This is a genomic window from Pectobacterium zantedeschiae (genome assembly GCF_004137795.1).
Lineage (GTDB): Bacteria > Pseudomonadota > Gammaproteobacteria > Enterobacterales > Enterobacteriaceae > Pectobacterium > Pectobacterium zantedeschiae.
Genome location: NZ_NWTM01000001.1, coordinates 1,960,425 through 1,982,553 on the forward strand (window position 1 = coordinate 1,960,425; position 22,129 = coordinate 1,982,553).

Here is a 22,129-nt window from a genome sequence, read left to right on the forward strand (position 1 = left end):
CTTACCTATCAGAGCTGCGCGATCTGTTTGACTTTCCCATGTGAGGGGACTTACAACAGCAACACAGGCGTGTAACTAGTTTTCTAGGCAAGACCTGAAGCTCTCCCACTCAACGCGATGGGAAGAGCTTCAGGTCTTTTTTCGTTTCTGGATCAGGGGAATCGTCGTATGGGCCACACAACAGCAGATAATAACGCGACAACCTATGCCACCACCGCTGAAAAAATCATCACGTTAGTCGGCGGAATTGACAACATTGAACACATTGAACACTGCTCTACGCGGTTGCGGCTGAGTCTTTACGACAACAGCCGGGTGAACCAGAACGAGCTGGAAAAGGTACCCGGCGTACTGGGCGTTCGGGTTAACGTACAGTGTCAGGTAATCATCGGCAGCGAAGTCATGCAGGTGTACGACGCGGTACAACATCTCGCTGCTGGTCGTAAAGAAACCGTTCGCACCGAGCCAGCAAAAACCAACCCTACGGCTTTGGTTATCGATTTTATCATCAGCGTTTTTCAGCCGCTGGTGCCTGCTATTGCCGGTGGCGGCGTGCTCAAATCGCTGTTATTACTGCTGGACCTACTCGGCTGGCTCACCAAAGACAGTTCAACCTACAAAGTGTTGGATAACATCGGTTCCGCCCCGCTCTATTTTCTGCCGATTCTGGTGGGTATCACCACCGCAATGAAGCTGAAAGTGAATGTGTTGGTCGCCGTTTCTGCCGTCTCCGTCATGGTGCTGCCCGCCATGTCTAAACAGCTGGCGGAAGGCGCAGAATTTCTCTCTCTCGACCTGAAGAACGTCGCTTACGCGTCACAGGTTTTCCCAGCGATTTTGTGTGTGATTTTTTACGCGCAAACCGAAAAAATCTTCAATCGCTACTCACCGAGCGCACTGCGTATTTTCCTGTCGCCCATGCTCTCGCTGTTGGTGACCGTTCCCGTCACGCTCCTAGTCCTGGGGCCACTCGGCTATGAGCTCGGTGCAGGTCTGGCTAGCGTGATCCTCTGGCTTTATAGCAAACTGGGTTTTGTGGCGACAGCACTGCTCGCTGCCGCACTGCCATTCATGGTGGCGTCAGGGATGCATAAACCAATGCTGCCCTATGCCGTTGCATCCATGAGCCAGTTTGGTAAGGAAATGCTTTATCTGCCCGCTTCGCTCGCACACAACATTGCCGAATCCGGTGCCTGTATGGCAATTGCACTCAAGAGCAAAGATAAAACGTTAAAATCGACGGCGCTTTCAGCAGGTATTTCCGCCCTATTCGGTATCACCGAACCCGCGCTATACGGGATTACGCTGCTAAATAAAAAGGCACTCTACAGCGTGCTGGCTGGTAGCCTCGTCGGCGGTGCATTTATCGGGTGGATGGCAATTGAAGCCTTTGCGTTAGTTGGCCCCGGTCTGGCCAGCATCTCTATGTTCGTCTCGCCGGAAAATAGCTGGAACATCGTCTATGCCATCGCCGGGGCCGCGCTCTCTTTTGCCATCGCCTTTATCTGCGCGCTGTTCCTCTGGCAGGAAGAAAAACCCACAGCTGCGGTAGAAGAAGAAACTCATCACGCAGTTACCGAGTGTCAGTTCACCAGCCCAATTGAAGGAAGAATGATTCCGCTGGAAAGCGTGAGTGACGAAATCTTCTCCAAACGTATTATGGGTGACGGCATCGCTATCATCCCCGAGAAGGGCGTGCTGTACGCCCCGGCAAGCGGCATCATTGAAAATGTGTTTGAAACTGGCCATGCCGTCAGCATGCTCACCGACAACGGTGCCGAACTGATTTTCCATATCGGTATCGATACCATCAAACTCAACGGCCAAGGCTTTCAGCCGAAAGTTACAGCCGGACAGCAGGTTAATACCGGCGATATCCTCATTGAATTTGACCTCGATGGCCTCATCGCTGCGGGTTACGATCCCGTCGTCATGATGGTTATCACCAACAGCGAGCGCTTTCGCGTGATACCGGAAGCCACTGACGCCATTAGCCATCCCCACACCATCATCATGACCTTAAAGGAGTCTGTGTAATGGATAAAAACATCGCATTCCCGGAACACTTTTTATGGGGCGGCGCCATTGCCGCGAATCAAGCCGAAGGCGCATGGAATAAGGATGGCAAAGGGCCGTCAGTCGCCGACGCCATTACCTGGAAGCCGAATCTCGATCTAAAGAATTACCATGCTCACATGGCGCTGACGGACGACAATGTGGCCGATGCGTTCAACGGAAAAAATGACGCGTTCTACCCCAAACGGCGCGGTATCGATTTCTACCACCGCTACCAAGGCGATCTGACGCTGTTTGCCGAAATGGGCTTCAAAGTGCTGCGCGTTTCCATCGCCTGGTCGCGCATCTTCCCGACAGGAGAAGACAGCACGCCAAATGAGGCCGGTTTACAGTTTTACGGCGATCTGTTCCGCGAGATGCGCAACCATGGTATCGAGCCGCTGGTGACGCTTTCACATTATGAAATGCCGTTGGCGCTGAGTGAAAAATACAACGGCTGGGTGCACCGCAATGTGCTGGATGCTTTTGTGCGCTTCAGCAATGTCTGCTTCGATCGTTATAAGGATCTCGTCCGCTACTGGCTAACCTTTAACGAGATCGACAGTATCCACCGCCATCCGTTTACCACGGCGGGAATCCGTGAAGAAAAAAGCGCGCCGGGGCAAGCTCAACAAGATATTTATCAGGGGCTGCATCATCAGTTTGTCGCCTCAGCTCTCGTCACTCGCGACTGCCACGAAAAGATCCCCGGCAGTCAGGTCGGTTGTATGCTGACCAAACTGACGACCTATCCGCACTCCTGCCGTCCAGAAGATGTTGAGGCTGCGCTGAAAAAGAACCTCGAAAACTATTTCTATGCCGATGTGCAAGTATTCGGCCATTATCCACCGCTCATCAAACGCGATCTTGAACGGCGCGGTATTCACATCACCATGCAGCCCGACGATCTGGCTATTCTCAAGCAGCACACCGTGGATTTTGTGTCGTTCAGCTACTACATGTCGCTGACCGAATCCACGCAGCCAGACGCCGAGAGAATACCGGGGAATACCGTTCTTGGGGTAAAAAACCCGTACCTGCCAGCGTCAGACTGGGGATGGCAGATTGACCCCATCGGGCTGAAAATATCCCTACTGGAACTTTACGATCGCTACCAGAAACCACTGTTTATTGTCGAAAATGGCCTGGGTGCGAAAGACGTTGTCGAGAACGGCAAAATCCACGATCCTTATCGTGTTGACTACTTCCGTTCACATTTCGAGCAAATGCGTGAAGCGATTGGAGAAGGCGTTGAGTTGATGGGGTTCACCAGTTGGGGAGCCATTGATATTATCAGCGCTGGCACCTCACAGATGTCGAAACGCTATGGCTTCATCTACGTCGATCAGGATGACGAAGGTAACGGCTCGCTGGCGCGTCTGAGAAAAGATTCGTTCTACTGGTATCAAAAGGTCATCGCCACCAACGGCAGCGATCTCACCTGACGGACAGGCTCAGCCGCAGGCCAGGTGTGTCATGGCAAGGTGTCGTCGTGATCAAAAAGTCATCGTGACCAGAAAGCTATCGTGATGAGGAAACCAGCGTGATTAAAGTGAAAAAAGCCTTAAACAACAGCATGCTGTTAGTCGATCATGAACAGCAGGAGATGATCCTGTTGGGCAAAGGTATTGGATTTGGTGCCAGACCCGGTTCCCTGATTGATGTGACGCATGTTGAGCAGGTTTTCATTCCGCTGGAGAATCTAAAGTCACGGCACTTTCTTTCCTTGACCGACACCATTCCTGCGGCTTTTTTTGACGTTACGCATGAGATCGTCACGCTGGCGCAAAGCCAGTATGCAGAAAAGCTTAATTCGGTGCTGTTTTTTACGCTGGCGGAACATCTCTATTTTGCGGTTGAACGCAGTAAAACGGGCAACCACTTCATCAATAAGCTCAGTTGGGAAGTGAAACGCTATTACCAGAAAGAGTACACCATCGGGGTACAGGCAAAAGACTGCGTATCGGCACGTTTTAACGTCACACTACCTGATGATGAAGCCGTCAATATTGCCTTTCACCTTATTAATGCCGCCGGTAGCGCCGAAATCGCCGATGCACATCAGCAGGTTCTGTTAGTTAATCGACTGGCAGAGATTGTCCGCTACAAATTAAACAAGAACATCGATGTCAACTCCGTCGATTATCTCCGTTTTATCACCCATCTGCGCTATTTCTCCGAGCGCGTGATCGCGCGAAAAATTGCGCAAGAACACACGGACAATTTCTATCAAGAACTGCTGAAACACTACCCTGAGGCAATGGCCATTTCCTGGGCCATCAGGGATTATGTGCAGGAAAAATACCAAATGGCGCTACCGAAAGAAGAGCTCACCTGGCTGACTATTCATATCAGCAGGCTGGCCGCAAGCCAGATGCCGTAGCATCCTGCAAAACAGCGGTATACCTCAGCCGTTTCCTGCGGAACGATGACGCCAGGCTAAAGGCGACATGCCGTAAACCTGTCGAAAGGCTTTAGAAAAGTGCATCTGGTTCTCATAGCCCACAGAGACAGCCACCACCTTAATCGCCAACGTACCGCTATCCAGCAGACTGGCGGCAATCTTCATTCGGAAATGTAATAAATACGTTTTAGGACTCATGCCGTATTCATGCTTAAACAGACGGCTCAGGTAGCTGCGATTCAGATTGCAATACTGTGCCAGTTGTTCAATGGTCAGTGTATTGTGATAACGGCTCTCGATATATTTCACCGCCCGCTTGAGGTGCTGCGTCTTGTCATCCTCCTTGTGGGTAATGTCCGTCTGCGCGTGCTCAATCAACGCCGCGAAAAAGAGATAGCTTAGGCCGAGTACCGTTGCCCATTGCTCCTGATTATGCTCTACCAACGCCTGCAATCGGCGGCCCGCTTCTGCGTCCTTGCGATACGTCCTCGGGCGGTAAATGGGGAATGCGCGACTCAGGTGACATTCATCAAAAAGCCTCGCAGCCTGTAATCCGTCTATCTCAATCCACATGTAGTGCCACGGCTCCCGATCGTCAGCGCAGTACGTCGTAATATCATGCGGATAAATCAGAAATCCCTCCCCCGCCAGTACGGGAAACGCACCGAATTCGGTATGCAGAACGCCCTTCCCTGTTATCACATAATGAAATAGATAATGCTGCCTAACCGCCGGACCATAACTGTGCTTCTTCGCGCAACGCTCTTCCCCGTATTGGTACACATTCAGCCCAATATTAGATGTCTGGGTTAACGTAAAACTCTTATACATCAGTAAACACACTGCAACAGATTGGAGTAGATAAACACCATAACACGAGATTTCGGTGGTAAATGCTCAGCGGAAAATGGTTTACGACATGGCTCACACTTTTTATTTTGCGTCATTTTTGGCCATATAAAAGTCACATTATTACCTATACGAACGCACTTCCCACGGCTAATTTTCCCTCACATTCCCTAACGCAAGACCGGAGAAAATGATGATAAAAGTCACTTTTATGGGCGCGGGCAGTACTGTATTTGCCAAGAATGTGCTGGGCGATATTCTGTCAACCCCAGCATTACAGGAAGTGGATATCGCGCTGTATGACATCGACCGCGATCGCTTGAACGAATCCTATGCCATGCTGGTCAATATCAATCGTAATGTGAATCAGGGCAGAGCGACTATTACCCCGTATCTGGGTGAAGAACAACGTCGCGCCGCGCTGAAAAACGCCAACTACGTGATTAACGCCATTCAGGTCGGCGGCTACGATCCCTGTACCATTACGGACTTTACCATCGCCAAAAAATTTGGCTTACAGCAAACCATTGCGGATACATTGGGTATCGGTGGAATTTTCCGTGCGCTGCGCACCATCCCGGTTATGTTTGCTTTCGGCCGCGACATGGAAGATGTCTGCCCAGATGCCTGGCTGCTGAATTACACCAATCCGATGGCATCACTGACGGGTGCAATGCTGCGTTACACGGGTATAAAAACGGTCGGGCTATGTCATAGCGTGCAGGTTTGTGCCGAAACATTGCTGAAAAGCGTCGATATGCCGACAGATGACGTACAGTTCCACATTGCCGGAATCAACCACATGGCGTGGCTACTGGATATTCGGCGTCACGGCGTCGATCTCTATCCTGAAATCAAACGCCGCGTGAATGATCTCACGGGCAAACACGACGATATGGTACGTCATGAAATCATGAAAACTTTCGGTTATTACGTTACCGAATCGTCAGAGCATAACGCCGAATATATGCCCTATTGGATCAAGCGCCAGTACCCTGAATTGATTGAGCACTTCAACATTCCTCTGGATGAGTATCCACGCCGGTGTATTGAGCAGATCGCAAAATGGCAGGAACAAAAACAGGCATTAACCCACGATGTCAATCTTGGGCACCAGCGTACACATGAATATGCGTCTTATATTCTGGAAGCGATGGAGACAAATCGTCCTTATAAAATCGGTGGTAACGTGCTGAACACTGGGCTGATTACCAATTTGCCTGCAAACGCCTGCGTCGAGGTTCCTTGTCTGGTCGACGGTCAGGGAATAACACCCTGCTACGTCGGTGATTTACCAGAACAGCTGGCGGCGCTGAACCGGACTAACATCAATACTCAGCTACTAACGATAGAAGCGGCGGTCACGAAAAAGCGCGATGCCATTTATCACGCAGCGCTGCTCGATCCGCATACCTCGGCAGAACTGTCGATTGACGATATCCACCATCTGTGTGATGAACTGATCGCTGCCCACGGAGACTGGCTCCCTGCCTACCACTGATTCATTCCACGCGACAATAAGTAAGATCGTAACACGCCAACATGCTTCTGCTCACAATACGGACGTTGTACCGTGAACGGAAGCATAATGAGATTGCAAACAAGAGTGATTATCATATATTGTTTTAGTCACCTGCCGAAAATGTCTCCTTATTTTATTAATTTACGCATCACATTCACTCTGGAGAAGATAATAACATGTCAAAAACGCTGTCTGTTCTGCGCAAAAAAGCGCGCCTGCTCACGCTAGCCTCATCGCTGATGGTAGCCTACGCATTGCCTGCCGCCGCAGAGGATTCTCTGACTCTCTACACCACTCGTGAGCCAGGTCTGATTCAGCCGCTGCTTGATTCTTTCACTAAAGAGACATCCGTCAAAGTGAACACCGTGTTCATCAAAGACGGCATGCTGGAACGCGTGAAAGCGGAAGGCCAAAACTCACCGGCTGACCTGCTGATGACCGTTGATGCCGGTAATCTGATCGATCTGGTAGAAGCTGGCGTCACACAACCCATTCAGTCCAGCACGCTAACTGACGTCATCCCCGCAGCGCTGCGTGATAAAGACAACCAGTGGTTTGGCCTGTCGATGCGTTCTCGCGTGCTCTATGCGGAAAAATCACTGCCGCTGACCGGTATTACTTACGAAAATCTGGCCGACCCGAAATGGAAAGGCAAAGTGTGTATCCGTGCAGGTCAACACCCTTACAACACCGCGTTGGTAGCGGCGATGATCGCACACCATGGCGAAGCTAAAACCGAAACCTGGCTGCGCGGTGTGAAAGATAATCTGGCACGTAAAGCCACTGGCGGTGACCGCGACGTCGCACGCGATATCCTCGGCGGTATCTGTGATGTAGGTCTGGCGAACTCTTATTATGTCGGCCACATGAAGAATGCCAAAGAAGGCACCGATGCCCGTAAATGGGGCGATGCCATCAAAGTGGTTCAACCTACCTTTGAAAACGGCGGCACGCACGTCAATATCACCGGTGCAGCCGTTGCACGCCATGCTCCGCATAAAGATCAGGCCGTGAAGCTGATGGAATATCTGGTTTCCGCGCCGGCTCAACAGCTCTATGCACAGGCTAACTATGAATATCCAGTACGCAAAGGCGTCACGCTGGATTCCACCATCGGCAACGCGATTGGTGAAGTGAATGTGGATACCATTCCGCTGACTGACATCGTTAAATTCCGTAAACAAGCTAGTCAGTTGGTAGATAAAGTTGGATTCGATCAATAAGACCGGTTCGTCAACCCTGCGCGGCGCCCTTGGGCGGCCGCGCCTCTTTTTTTCTCCGCTCAGCATCGCAGCCGTCGTCATTGCGCTTGGGGTACTGGCTCCGCTAATTTCCCTACTTTGGCTAGCGGCAGGCGCAGGCGTTGGCCATTGGGATCACCTGACGCGCTACGTGCTACCCGATGCCGCGTTAAACACGCTAATTTTGCTGGTCGGCGTCGGCACATTAGTGATGGTGATTGGTGCAGGCTGCGCCTGGCTGGTGACCGCATTTGATTTCCCCGGCAGACAGTTCGTTAGCTGGGCGCTGCTGTTACCACTGGCGATGCCAACTTACATTGTGGCGTTTGCCTGGCTCGATCTGCTGCATCCGATTGGGCCGATTCAGGAAGCGATCCGCAGTATTCTTGGCTATGACAGCCCACGTCAGTTCCGCCTGCCGGATCTGCGATCTATGACGGGTGCCATTCTGCTGCTCGGACTGGTGCTCTATCCATACGTTTATCTGACCATGCGAGCCATGTTTATCAGTCAACCCGCACACCTGTTGGAAGCCGCTCGCACGCTGGGCTTGAGCGCGACAGGCACCTTTCTGCACGTTGCCCTACCGATGGCGCGCCCTGCGCTGGCCGTCGGCACCAGTCTGGCCTTGCTGGAAACGCTGAATGATATTGGCGCATCCGAATTTCTTGGGGTGAATACGCTGACCGTGACGGTATACACCACCTGGGTCACCCGCTCCGATTTGCCTGCTGCGGCACAGATTGCCTGCACGATGCTGACGGTGGTCATCCTGCTGCTAACACTGGAATATTATGGCCGAAAAAACCAGCGCTACGGCACCAGCCGGCAGATGCGTGGCATCATGCCCACGCCGTTAAGAGGGGGGCGCGCCTGGCTGGCAACCTGCGCGACCACTTTACCGATCCTGCTCGGTTTCATCGCTCCAGCCCTCTTTCTGGCATGGGAAAGCGCTAAACGGCTGGGCGATAGCGTGACGATCTCCGCAGGCCTGATACAGTCGTTACAGAATTCGCTTCTGCTTGCCGTTGGTGTCACGCTGGTCGTTACCGTCGTAAGCCTGATTATTGCGTGGTATGCCCGTCATTCGGCTATCACCGACCACTCACCAGAGCGCCGCCGCACGATACTGCGAATCGCCTCGTTGGGCTATGCCGTGCCCGGTACGGTGTTGGCGATTGGCCTGCTGACGCCCGGTATGGCGACGGATAATTTCCTCGCCGACTTGCTAGGCTACAAGGGATTGCCCCTGCTTTCCGCCGGGATTCTGCTGGTGATCTGCTGCGCTATTCGCTTTATGGCGATTGGGATTGGCGCGCTTGATGCCGGACTGACGCGCATTCCTCCCGTCATGGAACAGGCGTCGCGTCTGCTGGGTGAAAGCGAACTGGTGACCTTTTTCCGCGTGCATCTCCCTCTGCTACGGCCAGCGCTGGTGACCAGCGCGCTGCTGGTGTTTGCTGACGCGATGAAAGAACTTCCCGCCACTCTGCTGCTGCGCCCGGTCAATTTCGAGACGCTGGCAACCGTCCTCTATGCCGAAGCGGCCAGAGGCACCTATGAAGAAGGCGCAATTGCCGCCCTACTGATTGTGATGGCGGGTACGCTCCCCGTTGTGCTGCTGGCACGCAGTCAGTTAAAAACGTCGGTTGAGAAAGAATGAAAATCATAAGGAAGAGTCAAGGTGTCTGAGGCTACACTCGTTCTGAATAATGTCCACGTTGCCTACGGGCACAAGCATAATTTTCACCATGTGCTGAACGGTTTTTCCATGCAGGTTGCTGCCGGTGAACTGGCCTGTCTGCTGGGTGCATCAGGATGCGGAAAAACCACGGCATTGCGAGCAATTGCCGGTTTCGAACACGTGACTCAGGGAACCATTCACGTCGGCGGACACTGCGTGGCGGGCCCAGATGTGCATCTGCCGCCGGAACAACGCAACGTCGGGATGGTGTTTCAGGACTACGCGCTGTTTCCCCATCTGACCGCCGCGCAGAACATTGCCTTTGGCCTGCGAAAACAGCCGAAAGAACGTCAACAATCACGCGTCCGCGCCATGCTTGAATTGGTCGATCTCACCGGGCTGGCACAGCGCTACCCACATGAGATGTCCGGCGGACAACAGCAACGTATCGCGCTCGCACGAGCGTTAGCTCCACAACCTGCCGTACTGCTACTCGACGAACCGCTATCCAGTCTCGACCCTGACAGCCGAAAACGGCTGGGGCAGGAAGTGCGCGACATTCTGCGCGACGCTGGACAAACCGCGCTTTTAGTCACGCACAGCGAGCAGGAAGCCGAACTGATGGCCAGCCACATTGGTTATTTGAAAGAAGGTAAACTCGGTAATATTTCGGTGAACCGAGATGCCTGATTCAGGTAGTTCCCCCTGACAACAATCGTGGCGGAACTCCAGCTTTCAAAGGTAAGGAGAACCTCTTTATAAAATAAACGAAAGAGCCATCGATAAGATAATAGAAAGCCAGGATCACATTATCTCTGATCAAGAGAATACCGAAACACCATTAGTGATTGACTTAACGGGTGATGGAATCATGACCTTAAAAGAGGAAGGATCTATCACATTCGACCATAACAATGATGGCATCAAAGAGAGCACAGGGTGGATTAGTGATAAGAATGCATTTTTAGTCTGGGATAAAAATAGCGACACAATCATAAATAATGGCAACGAATTATTTGGTAACAACACCGAATTACTCAATGGCTCAAAAGCCAGCCATGGATTCGCAGCACTAGCAGAACACGATAGCAATCAAGATGGCGTTATTAATGCCGAAGATAGCATTTGGAACTCACTTGCACGATGGATCGATGATAACCAAAACGGTATAACTGAAGCCCACGAATTTCTATCCATAAGAGAAACAGAAGTTGCATCTATTAGCCTGAACTACCACAAGAATGGTTTTGTTGATGACAATCGAAATATACATGTCTTAACCAGTCAAGTAACATGGAATAATGGCCTAACCACCGAAATGACCGATGTTATATTCACCACAGATAATTACCCGCAAGCAGAGCTTATCGGTATTAACGCCTCAGAAACTGAATTATCTGGCGGTATCTATGCATAAATATCTCTGCGTGATTGTTATGCTCACATTTTCGATACCCTCCTGCGCTACAGGGGAAAATAGCATGCATACTCCTGATATTGTTTATCACCATGCCAATGATTTTTTGTCCAATTTTTCAGTCGCTATGCCAAAAAATGCGAATGAATTCACGGGGCTAATCAAACAGGCAGACAATGGGAACCCAGACGCTAATTGGATGCTCGCCGTGATTTACTCACAAGATAAAAATTACCCTAAAGCGATTGAGAGATATGAAACATCGATTGGCAACAAAGATGTTCATCAAACCACTGCGATGGTAAATCTTGGTTATATTTACAAAGAGAAAAAAGAGTTCAAAAAAGCTCTTGAACTTTTTGAACGTGCTGGTGAATCAGGCTATTACGGTGGATATCAAGCGTTGGGTACCAGCTATCTTAATGGCAGCGGCGTTGAAAAAAATATCGCAAAAGCAAAAACCTTCTTTGAAAAAGGAAGCCAATTGGGCTGCCATGAATGCTCATGGGCAATTAACAATTGGGATGCAGTCGTCAAGGCAAAAAAATAAACTCGTTAAGCACTTTATCCATGCTACATAGCAAGGCGTTGTTAAGTCCTAGAATGACTCCAGTATCCTTTCATCCAGCTTCAGGTTATTCAGGAACTCATGGAGTTTAAGCGGGTTCATCGTGCCTGACGGATATAGCAGCAGCTTACAGGTTATCCATAAGCCGCTGACCATGCTTAAGCCCGCTTATCAGTATATTCCTACGCTTTTCCCGACCTGTGCTTATCCGCATATTCGGGGCTATTGATCCACTGGTGATCCGCTTCCCACGTGAAACGCCATTGACGCGTAGGGCCAGCCATCACATTCAGATAGTAGCTATCATAACCTGCAATGGTGGCAACCGGATGGTAGCCACGCGGCACCTGCACCACATCCCTATCGTATACCGCCATACATTCATCTAATGAACGGTCATCGGTATAGACACGTTGCACACAGAAACCCTGCTCTGGATTTAAACGATGATAGTAGGTTTCTTCCAGATAGGTTTCCTGCGGCGGATTATCGACGTCATGCTTGTGGCTAGGATAAGAGCTGGTACAGCCCTCGTCGGTGTAAACTTCGACCACCAACAGGCTATCCGCGGCTTTATCCTCCGGTAAAATGTTATGCACGTAGCGCTGGTTATTGCCAGATCCACGCTGTTCTGCGTCAATATCCTGTGGCGCGATCAGCCGAGTCGGATACGTGCCGAACCCCGGTGCGGCGCAAACTGCCAGCTCCAGCGCCGTGTGTGCCGTCACCGTAATCGTCTCTCCTGATGTGACATAAAGCGCATAGGGCTTTCTACGCTCGAACGGGCTCATTCTGTCACCAATCTGCTCGAAGCGCTTACCCGGCGTGACGACCGTTGCTTTGCCGCTCACCAGTACAAGACAACGCTCATTCTCGCTGGCAGGCAGCGATAGCACCTGCTCCGCAGCCAGTTGGTACACATCGAACCCCACATACCGCCAGCCCGCCGTTTCCGGCGTGATGTGCTGCGTGCGTCCATGTTCGTCAGGGGCACAATGACGTGATAAGAGTCGGGACATCTTTTTGCCTCCTAATACCACCACAAATCAGATCAATTCCGCCTGCTGGGCGAAACGTTGCAAGTTATTGTAGCCCAGCGTTGCATAGGTTAGCGGATGCGCAACAGCCGGATCCTGTTCCGCTTCGACAACCAGCCATCCGCTGTAGCTATTGGCTTTCAGAATGCTGAACACCGCCGGATAATCAACGCAGCCATCGCCCGGTACGGTAAAGACGCCACTTAGCACCGCGTCCAAAAAGCTGGTCTTACGGTTTTTTACGTCTTTCAGCACATCTGGGCGGATATCTTTGCAGTGAACGTGATTAATACGATTAATCCAGCGCTTTGCTACTGCCACCGGATCGGCACCCGCAAACGTTAAGTGTCCGGTATCCAACAGTAACCCGACTTCCGGCCCGGTATGTTCCATCAAATTATCCACGTCCTGTGCGCTTTCAATCACTGTGCCCATATGGTGATGATAGGCAATCTGCACGCCCTGACTTTGCGTATAGCGCGCAAATTCGGTCAGCTTTTTACCGTATTCCGGCCAGCGTTCTTCGGGGAAACGCGGACGCAGATGAACCGGTTTCTGCTGGTCGCCGTGAATCGCGCCCGTGACTTCGGCAAACACCAGTACCGTCGCACCGAGGTCACGCAATAACGCCAGATGCCCCTGCACCGCTTCAATCTCTTCTTCTACTGAACGGGTGAGCAGTTCGCCAGAATACCAGCCAGAAACTAAGCGCAGATCGTGCGCTTGCAAAATTGGCCCCAGCACGCTGGCCTGACGTGGGAATTTATTACCTAACTCAAAACCGACGAAGCCTGCCTGTCGCCCTTCACTCAGACAGGTTTCCAGCGGTGTGTCCGCCCCCAGAGAAGGCAGATCGTCATTTGTCCAGGTGAGTGGATTAATACCAAGTTGAACGGTCATGTTATGTCCCTTATTCAAACACATAGAAATGGGTTAACCACGCTGCCGCCAGACGGCGATCAGTTGCAGGTAGTTATGTTTAACTTGCTCAATCAATTCGACGTCATCGATTTCATTACGTAGCCACTTTTGCGCAGGCTGGGCAAACAGGGTGCGCCCGACGGCAAATCCTTTCACAATCGGGAAGCCCACTGCGGCGCTAAAGCCTTGTTGCAGTGTTTCCAGCGGTGCATCCAACCCAAGAATGACCACGCCACGACAGTAAGGATCGCGCTGTGCCAGCAGCGGCGTAAGCTGCGCCCAGCCGTCGGCGGACAGCGGTGGCAGTTTCCACCAGTCTGGCCGTACGCCAAGGTTGTAGAAGCGCTGAATGGCGCGCAGATAAAGCGCATCACTGTGCGCCATCCCTGCGGGAAGAATGACTTCGAGCAGTAGCTCATGGCCGGATTGACGACAGGCCTGATAGACCTCCATCACCTTCATTTCCTGCTCGCGCCGCAGCGCATGGGCATCTTCCGGGTGGAAGAACACCAGACATTTCACCACGTGTTCAAGCGGCCAGCTCACTAACTGTGAACCGATGTTGCCACGTTCCATGACTAACGGGCGCGATCCCGGTAGCTCAATCGGCCGACCAATCCACCAGCCTTTCCCAGTGATATCATTCAGCGCATCCTGCCCAAACGTGCCGTCACACAGCAGGCCAGCTTTGCCCTCCAGCCCCGCCAGCTGCGCCGCATCATAGCTGGCACGCAGAATCAGCTTCTTCAGCGCCGGAATACGACTGATTTCCGTGCCGCAGTTCAGCGCCATATCTTCCAGTTGGCTGCGGTGATCGAACGCAATCACGCACAATTCATCCCACTGTTTACGGCGTGTTGTCACACGGTGTAGATGGTTAAGCTCTTCGTCCAGATCGGGACGTGGAACACTTGCCGCCCGTGCTAAATAGTTATCCAGTTCGATCTTGCTTGGCATGGCTGGCGCACAACCATGGCGTGATACCACCAGCGCACCACAGGCATTGGCGTAAGCACAGGCTTTCTCCCAACCTTCACCATTGAGATATCCACGCAGCAGACCGGACATAAACGCATCACCCGCCCCCAGTACGTTGAGAACATCTACACGCACTCCTTTGATCGTGATGCCTTTATCCAGGTGGTCGGGAATGGCGTCGCTAAATACCGAACACCCCAACGCCCCTCGTTTGCACACCAGCTCCGCCTGCGTGTGCTGCCGTACCGTGCGCAGCGCCTGTAAGGTATCCGTGCTGCCGCCAGCAATGTGGAATTCCTCTTCGGTACCGACAATCACGTCGAACAGCGACAGCACCTGCTGCAATTGCACCGTGACGGCCTGTGCTTCAACAAAGCGGGTTTCGCCATCGCCCAGCGACGTCAGCCCCCACAGCACTGGACGGTAATCAATATCCAGCGCCGTCTTCACCCCGTTTCGCCGAGCATATTGCAGCGCAGTTAACACCGCTGCACGCGTGTTAGGGTGAGAGAGATGCGTGCCGGTAATCGCCAGACAGCGTGACGACGCAATGTAATCTTCGGTGAAATCCTCTGGTGAAATCGCCATATCGGCGCAGTTATCACGGTAAAAAATCAGCGGAAAGGTATCGCGATCTTTGATACCCAACAGCACCAGCGCCGTCAGGCGTTCCTTATCAGTAATCAAATGGCTGGTGTCGCAGCCGACCTGATTTAGCTCTTCACGCAGGAAGCGCCCCATATGCTCATCGCCCACCCGCGCCAGCATCGAAGAACGTAGCCCCTGTCGCGCCGTACCATAAGCCACGTTTCCAGACGAACCGCCAAGATACTTGGCAAAACTGCCCATATCTTCCAGACGCGCGCCGATTTGCTGCCCGTACAGATCGACAGCAACGCGCCCCATGCAAATCACATCAAACGTCTTTTCCTTACTCATAGCGGCAAACCCTGTAAAAAAGTCGCGTAAAAAAAGCCTTAATTAGCCCACCTCGTCCACGTTGACCCAACGTGCCGTTTCGTGTGACTGCACTATCGCATCCAGAACTCGCGATACCTTCCAGCCCTCTTCGAAATCCGGCCACATAGGTACGTCAGCCGCAATACCGTCGATCAGATCGCGTACTTCCACCGTTTTCTGATCGTTAAACCCAATACCGTGCCCGGCGCTGGCACAGAATGCCGCGTAATCAGGATGCTGCGGCCCGGTCAGCAGCGTTTTGAACCCCTGCCGATTCTCCGGTTCGTCATGCCGATACAGCTTCAGTTCCGCCATGCGCTCCTGCGTGAAACTCAGCGTGCCTTTGGTGCCGGTCACCACGTAGGTCAAGCCCATTTTGCGGCCGCAGGCGATACGTGAAGTTTCAATCACGCCACGCGCGCCGCTAGCAAACCGCACCATGGCATGCGCCTGATCTTCATTCTCCACCTGCACAAGTTCACCGCTGCCCGATGCCATCGGACGCTGCGCAATAACCGTTTGTAGATCGCCGCAGACGCTGGTGATATCACCCACCAGATACTGAGCCATGTTAACGATGTGCGCCGCCAGATCCCCCAACGCCCCCAGACCTGCCATTTCTTTGAAACAGTGCCAGTCCGCAGGTTTGTTAGGATCGGCCAGATAATCCTCATTGTGCGTACCGTAAAAATGCACCACCTCACCAATTTCGCCGCTGGCAATAATCTCTTTGGCCAGCTGTGAGGTCGGGTTCTTCATGTAGTTGAAGCCCACCAGCGTTTTCACGCCCGCCCGCTGTGCCGCATCGACCATTTCTCTGGCGTCACGTGCGTTCAGCGCCAGCGGTTTTTCCGAGTAAACGTGTTTGCCGTGCTGGATAGCCGCCATCGCCATCGTCTTATGCAGAAAGTTTGGCGCGCAGATATCCACCACATCAATGTCGGGATCCGCCACCAGTTCACGCCAATCCCCGGTTGAACGCTTAAACCCGAACTCTTGCGCCCGTTTAGCCGCCAGCTCCGGTGACACTTCCGCCAGCATGGCTTTCACCAGATTCCCTTTTAACGGGAAGACCGTCGGTGCCTGCGCGTAGGCGATGGCATGCGCACGTCCGATATAGCCCGTGCCGATTAACCCAATGTGTACATCCTTCATATTCACCTCGGTGCAAAAAAGATTCGGTACAGGTGCGGATCAGATAGCGCCGCGACGGCTCTTGGCATAGGTGTCAAACGCCACAGCCAGCACGATGATCAACCCCGTGATAATCTGCTGGTAGTAGGCGGATACGTTCATCAATACCAGTCCGTTAATCAGGATCCCCATGATGATCGAGCCGATAATCGTTCCGCTGATCCGGCCATAGCCGCCCATCAGCGATGTGCCGCCGATCACCACCGAGGCGATAACACGCAGTTCGAAGGTGATCCCCGCGACTGCTTCTGCGCTGCCGAGACGGGCGCTGAGAATAAAACCCGCCAGTCCTGCCAGACAGCCAATCACGACATAGACGCTGACCAGTACACGCTGCACATTCACACCAGCGAGACGCGCGGCTTCGGTGTTGCCGCCAATGGCGTAGACAAAGCGCCCCCAACGGGTTTTATGCAGCGCCAGATAGCCCAGCAAGGCGACCAACGCGAAGATCCAGATCGGCACCGAAATACCGAGAATCTCCCCCCGCCCCCACCAGCGATAGCCAGGGTCAAAGCCCGCTATCGGCGCACCGTCGTTCATCACCAGCGTTAATCCGCGCCAGATGGTCATCCCGCCCAGCGTGACGATAAACGGCGGCAGACGCAGTTTGGTCACCCCTAAACCATGCAGGAAGCCAATGAAAGTGCCCATTGCCAGACAAACGCCCAATGCAACCAACCAGCTCAAGCCGTACCAGGCATCAGGATCGACGGTGGTGAAGTTGTCGCCTTTAATCACCGATGCCGCAGTGATCGCACATACCGCCAGAATTGAGCCGACGGACAAGTCGATTCCGGCAGTCAAAATGACAAACGTCATCCCTACCGCCATGATGCCGTAGATGGACACTTCGGTAAGGATGTTGGTGATGTTGCGTTCGGACAGAAAATTGCTGTTCTGCGACTGAAAGAAAATCAGCAGCAAAATCATGAAAATAAATACGCCAAAGCGTTCAAAAAAGGCAATTGGGTCAAAACGTCCGCGCGTATTGGACGGCGTAATGGCCTTAGAAAGCGGCTGCTGGGACATACGTCACCTCCGTTATGCTGCGTGTAATGCGTCGTGGCAAATGGCCATCATCGTCATCAGTTTTTCTTCTGTGGCGTCATCGCCATGAATTTCCCCGCTGATCCGCCCTTCGCTGAGCGTGATAATGCGGTCAGAAATCGCCATGATTTCCGGCAGGTCGGAGGAAATCACAATCACGGCGACGCCCCGTTTTGCCATATCGAACAGCACCTGATGCACTTCAGACTTGGTGCCGACATCAATGCCGCGCGTGGGCTCATCCACGATCAATACCTTGGGGTTCAGTGCCATACAGCGGGCAAGAATCACCTTTTGCTGGTTACCGCCCGACAGCTTGCGCACTTCCTGCTCGCTGTTCACCATTTTGATATGCAGCGCCTGACGGTAAGCATCAATCAGATCGTCTTCCTTACGGGTGTTCACAAACCAACGCCAGCGCATAAGCGACGAGAGATTAGAGAGCGAGATATTTTCCCTGATAGATAACCCCAGCACCGCCCCCTCTTTCTTGCGGTCTTCCGGTACCAACGCAATACCCTGTGACAGCGCATGCAACGGAGTCGACGGATGATAAGGTGCGTCATCCAGCACAAACTCACCGGTAGAAAACGCATCGGCACCAAATAGACAACGCGCGATTTCCGTGCGCCCTGCGCCTACCAGCCCAGCGATCCCGAGCACTTCACCCGCGTGCACCTGGAAACTGATATCTTTCAGTGCGATACCGTGTGCATCCAGCGGCGGTTTTTCTCGGCTTAACCCCTTCACCGCCAAACGTACCGGCTTATCCTGATGATGTGTTTCAGAAGGTGGACGGCGGTTAAACACCACGTCACGCCCCACCATCAGGCGAATAATCTCCTGCACGTTGGTGCTGGCGACATCCCCAGAACCGGTGTAGCGGCCATCCTGAAACACGGTAAAACGATCGCATAGCTGGAAGACTTCATGCAGCCGATGCGTCACATACACTACGCTCACGCCTCGTCCTTTTAGCTCACGCACCACACGGTGCAGGCTGTCGACTTCACTGTCGCTCAGCGCCGCCGATGGCTCATCCATCACAATCAGCTTGGCGTTCAGCGTCAGCGCTCTGGCGATCTCCACCATCTGCTGCTGTGCTACGCTCAAACGCGCCACCTGCGTCGTCGGCGCAATGTTCAATTTCAGGTAATCGAGTACCGCTTTCGCCTCGCGATTGACCGCCAGCGCGTCAACGAACACGCTATTGCGCTGCGGCTCTCGCCCCAGGAACATGTTTTCCGCGACGCTCATATTCGGCAGCAGATTAAATTCCTGATAAATGGTGATAATCCCCCGCTTTTGACGTTCAACCGGCGATTCGAGCGGTAACAGTTGCTGGCCACCAAACCAGATATCGCCGCTGGTCTGCGGCTGCGCCCCTGCCAGCGCCTTTAACAGCGTCGATTTACCCGCGCCGTTCTCTCCCAATAGCGCATGAATCTCCCCCGGCTGTACGGTCAGTTGCGCATTACTTAGCGCCCAGACGCCAGAGAAACTCTTTGCCAGATTGGTGATGTTCAGTAGGGGTTCCGTCATGCGTACCTTCCTCCCGCGAGGCCGCGCGGTCGCGGCCTGCTGAATACCTTTGATTAGTTAACAGTGGCGTGGAAAACGATTTATTTACCTGCTTCGCCAATACGCTCAGCATCGTTCAGGTTATCTTTAGTAATCATGGTCGGTTGGTAATCAGCCCCGGTGATAGGCGCTTTACTGCGGATGTTATTGGTTAACTGCGTTAACGCCGTGGTCACGGCATAGCCTGGACGCTGATCGGCGGTCACATCCAGCCAGCCGTCGCGTACGCGAGCCAGCGCTTCCGGTACGGCATCAAAGCCCGTCACCATCACGTCGCCGGGTTTCAGGCCTTGCCCCTGTAATGCTTCAATCGCGCCCAACGCCATATCGTCATTCGCGGAGAGGATCACCTGCGGGCGTTTAGGCAACGAAGGAAAAACACTTTCAACGATGCGCATCCCTTCAGAACGCATCCAGTTCCCCGTCTGGTCGGCCACAATGTGGTACTTGCTGCCACCCGCTTTCAGGCTGTCGCGAATCCCCTGCGTCCGTTCGATGTTAGAAGAAGAGCCAGGCTGACCGGTCAGCAGAATGATCTCTGCTCCGTTCGGAAATTTGGTTTTGACATAGTCGGCAATCGCCTGACCACCTTTGTAGTTGTTGGCGCCAAAATGCGGCACGGCTTTTTCCGTTTTCACCGAACGATCCAGCGTCACCACTGGCAGCTTGGCATCCTGAATTTCGGTCACCGCGCTGGAAACCGCGTTGACGTCATTCGGCGACACTACGAAACCCTGCGCACCACGCGTGATGGCATTCTCCAAATCAGCGGCCTGCTTTGGCGAGCTACCCTGCCCATCCAGCACCTGCAAATTCACGCCCAGTTCTTTGGCGGCTTTGACGGCGGTGCGCTGCATGTGAACTTCAAACGGCATAGCGAGATTCGGCGTACTGAAAACGATTTGTTCATTTTGGGCCTGAGCAAGACCAGACAGACCCAGTGCGATGGCGATTGCGGTAACGCTGATGATCTTTTTCATATGTCTTTTCTCTTCATCTGCTTCTGTTATGGGTATGGGTGTAGGGTTGAAAGCAGGTAAAACGTGGAGTGCCGATACGGTTACACGGCGACCTCCTTGCCTTGAGCCAGGGATTCAAACGCTTTATCCGCCAGATTTAACGCCCGCTCCCCGTCCAGACCGGAACACTCTGGCTGGGTACGGCCATTCAGCACATCGACAAAGTGCTGCCACTCTGCCGCGTAGGCCGCGTGATAGCGTTGCAGGAAGAAATATTCAGGTTTTGCGGACAGACAGCCGTCATCCGTCCACTGCTCGACGACGTTTTCACGGATATTGCCTGCGGTGAGCACGCCTTTCGCGCCATGCAATTCAAGGCGCTGATCGTAGCCGTAGCCAGAACGGCGGCTGTTGACAATGGTTGCCATCGCGCCAGAGGCAAATTTCAGCACGATGAATGCGGTATCAATGTCACCCGCTTCACCAATCGCTGGATCGACCAAATTGCTGCCTTGTGCAAAAACCGACACGGGCTCTTCGCCCATAATGAAGCGCGCCATATCAAAATCATGGATCGTCATATCGCGGAACATACCGCCGGAAACGCGGACATACTCGGCAGGTGGCGGAGACGGATCGCGGGAGATAATCAGGAGAGATTCCGGTTTGCCGATATTGCCTTCGCCAGCCAGCGTTTTGACGCGGCGGAATTGCGGGTCGTAGCGGCGATTGAACCCCACAAACAGCGGCACGTTCTGCTGTTTCACAACGGTCAGGCAGTCGCGAACGCGGGCAATATCCAGATGTACTGGCTTTTCACAGAAAATGGCTTTGCCATGCTTAGCGGCCAGTTCAATCAAGTCAGCGTGCGTGTCGGTCGCAGAGGCAATCAGAACAGCGTGTACCTCCGGATCGTTCATGACCTCATCCACGGTTTGCACTTTGGTGTGGTAACGTTCGGCCAGCGCCGTGGCATTTGCTGGGTTGGGATCGACCACCGCGTACAGGTTGGTTTCTTTGTGTGCCGCGATGTTCACTGCATGGACCTGACCAATACGACCTGCGCCTAGTAAAGCGATGTTAAACATAGATGCTCCCTTGCTACCTGTGTGGTATTTAACGCCAGACTGAGAAAGTGACGGGATAACGGCTAGTCTCATTCTCTCCAGCCATCACCCACTTTTTACCGCAAATCCTGATAGCTAAAATAAAACATTTATTTCAGTTTTGTATAAATTGAAAATTATGTTTTTGCGCGCCAGTTAACATTTTCATGACATCTTCGCTGTTTTCTGCAACCCCAATCACACATCGCGTGAGAACGTTTATGGGGATATACATGACTATCGGGGAGCGATCAGGTGCAGGCGTACAGCAGGAAGGAAAATGAAACCACGGTTTGAAAATGAAATGGATATTTCAATTCATTGCATCCTACTGCATTTAACCCTCTCAAAAATACAACTACGGGAGTCATCAAGGGTTTTGCCCTTATACGGCGTAAAAAATTATGCAGAGGAGATAGCAGGCTTAGGATGAGCCGCAGGACGCGGCGAAAGCTTGCGCCACGTAGGGAACGTGTCGCAAGCGGTCCGTTGAGCCTGATACCGACGAAGGCACAGCGTCAGCGGCATAATTTAGCCGTAAAGCCAGGGGTCAAGGGGCGAGCGGCGTTTGAGCCGTCCCTTGTCGGGCGCGTGCTACGGGGT

18 protein-coding genes are annotated in these 22,129 nt (G+C 52.8%); 9 read left to right on the forward strand and 9 right to left on the reverse strand.

From position 1 onward, the window contains the following. The first annotated feature begins 168 nt into the window (after window positions 1–168). From CLR69_RS08960 to CLR69_RS08970, 3 genes are all read left to right on the forward strand, one after another. Window positions 169–2,037 carry a beta-glucoside-specific PTS transporter subunit IIABC gene (locus CLR69_RS08960; RefSeq protein ID WP_129713337.1) on the forward strand — a complete coding sequence of 623 codons (1,869 nt, stop codon included), beginning with the start codon at window positions 169–171 and terminating at the stop codon, window positions 2,035–2,037. Further along, window positions 2,037–3,500, forward strand: a complete 1,464-nt coding sequence (locus CLR69_RS08965; protein WP_129713338.1) for a glycoside hydrolase family 1 protein — start codon at window positions 2,037–2,039, stop codon at window positions 3,498–3,500. The genes CLR69_RS08960 and CLR69_RS08965 overlap by 1 nt, the downstream gene beginning before the upstream one ends. Window positions 3,501–3,598: 98 nt before the next feature. Next, window positions 3,599–4,438 carry a PRD domain-containing protein gene (locus CLR69_RS08970; RefSeq protein WP_129713339.1) on the forward strand — a complete coding sequence of 280 codons (840 nt, stop codon included), beginning with the start codon at window positions 3,599–3,601 and terminating at the stop codon, window positions 4,436–4,438. Between the two features lie 24 nt (window positions 4,439–4,462). Here the strand turns inward: CLR69_RS08970 and CLR69_RS08975 are convergent, their stop codons facing one another. Further along, entirely contained in the window at window positions 4,463–5,290 is an 828-nt protein-coding gene (locus CLR69_RS08975) for an AraC family transcriptional regulator (RefSeq protein WP_129713340.1), read from the reverse strand. A gap of 211 nt (window positions 5,291–5,501) precedes the next feature. Here CLR69_RS08975 and melA point away from each other — a divergent pair, with 211 nt between their 5' ends. From melA to CLR69_RS09005, 6 genes are all read left to right on the forward strand, one after another. Next, window positions 5,502–6,809 (forward strand): alpha-glucosidase/alpha-galactosidase, encoded by a 1,308-nt coding sequence (gene melA, locus CLR69_RS08980; RefSeq protein ID WP_129713341.1) that lies wholly within the window; start codon window positions 5,502–5,504, stop codon window positions 6,807–6,809. Between the two features lie 197 nt (window positions 6,810–7,006). After that, a complete protein-coding gene (locus tag CLR69_RS08985; RefSeq protein ID WP_129713342.1) occupies window positions 7,007–8,053 on the forward strand; it encodes a Fe(3+) ABC transporter substrate-binding protein in 1,047 nt (348 codons plus the stop codon). Continuing rightward, window positions 8,037–9,734: an ABC transporter permease gene (locus CLR69_RS08990; RefSeq protein ID WP_129713343.1), complete on the forward strand. Its 1,698-nt coding sequence runs from the start codon at window positions 8,037–8,039 to the stop codon at window positions 9,732–9,734. Before CLR69_RS08985 ends, CLR69_RS08990 begins: the two co-directional genes overlap by 17 nt. A gap of 21 nt (window positions 9,735–9,755) precedes the next feature. Further along, the gene (locus CLR69_RS08995) at window positions 9,756–10,445 is read left to right on the forward strand and encodes an ABC transporter ATP-binding protein (protein WP_129713344.1); all 690 of its coding nucleotides are present in this window, start codon (window positions 9,756–9,758) and stop codon (window positions 10,443–10,445) included. 181 nt (window positions 10,446–10,626) lie between these two features. Continuing rightward, complete coding sequence (locus CLR69_RS09000) at window positions 10,627–11,172, forward strand: hypothetical protein (protein WP_129713345.1); 546 nt, start codon at window positions 10,627–10,629, stop codon at window positions 11,170–11,172. Window positions 11,173–11,236: 64 nt separating this feature from the next. Next, complete coding sequence (locus CLR69_RS09005; RefSeq protein WP_165346012.1) at window positions 11,237–11,722, forward strand: tetratricopeptide repeat protein; 486 nt, start codon at window positions 11,237–11,239, stop codon at window positions 11,720–11,722. Between the two features lie 200 nt (window positions 11,723–11,922). Here CLR69_RS09005 and iolB read toward each other — a convergent pair whose 3' ends face one another. The 8 genes from iolB to iolG all read right to left on the reverse strand — a co-directional run bounded on the left by iolB (window position 11,923) and on the right by iolG (window position 21,508). Next, complete coding sequence (iolB, locus tag CLR69_RS09010) at window positions 11,923–12,759, reverse strand: 5-deoxy-glucuronate isomerase (protein ID WP_129713347.1); 837 nt, start codon at window positions 12,757–12,759, stop codon at window positions 11,923–11,925. A gap of 27 nt (window positions 12,760–12,786) precedes the next feature. Next, entirely contained in the window at window positions 12,787–13,677 is an 891-nt protein-coding gene (iolE, locus tag CLR69_RS09015; protein WP_129703807.1) for a myo-inosose-2 dehydratase, read from the reverse strand. 33 nt (window positions 13,678–13,710) lie between these two features. Next, on the reverse strand, window positions 13,711–15,615 hold the full coding sequence (locus CLR69_RS09020) for a bifunctional 5-dehydro-2-deoxygluconokinase/5-dehydro-2-deoxyphosphogluconate aldolase (protein ID WP_129713348.1): 1,905 nt from the start codon (window positions 15,613–15,615) through the stop codon (window positions 13,711–13,713). Between the two features lie 42 nt (window positions 15,616–15,657). Continuing rightward, window positions 15,658–16,791, reverse strand: coding sequence for a Gfo/Idh/MocA family protein (locus CLR69_RS09025; protein ID WP_129713349.1), 1,134 nt, complete (start codon window positions 16,789–16,791; stop codon window positions 15,658–15,660). Between the two features lie 39 nt (window positions 16,792–16,830). After that, window positions 16,831–17,862, reverse strand: coding sequence for an ABC transporter permease (locus tag CLR69_RS09030; protein WP_129703800.1), 1,032 nt, complete (start codon window positions 17,860–17,862; stop codon window positions 16,831–16,833). A 12-nt stretch (window positions 17,863–17,874) separates the two neighbouring features. Next, window positions 17,875–19,422: a sugar ABC transporter ATP-binding protein gene (locus CLR69_RS09035; RefSeq protein ID WP_129703798.1), complete on the reverse strand. Its 1,548-nt coding sequence runs from the start codon at window positions 19,420–19,422 to the stop codon at window positions 17,875–17,877. A gap of 80 nt (window positions 19,423–19,502) precedes the next feature. Then, a complete protein-coding gene (locus tag CLR69_RS09040; RefSeq protein WP_129713350.1) occupies window positions 19,503–20,441 on the reverse strand; it encodes a substrate-binding domain-containing protein in 939 nt (312 codons plus the stop codon). Between the two features lie 80 nt (window positions 20,442–20,521). Further along, window positions 20,522–21,508 carry an inositol 2-dehydrogenase gene (gene iolG / locus CLR69_RS09045; protein WP_129713351.1) on the reverse strand — a complete coding sequence of 329 codons (987 nt, stop codon included), beginning with the start codon at window positions 21,506–21,508 and terminating at the stop codon, window positions 20,522–20,524. Window positions 21,509–22,129 lie beyond the last annotated feature (621 nt).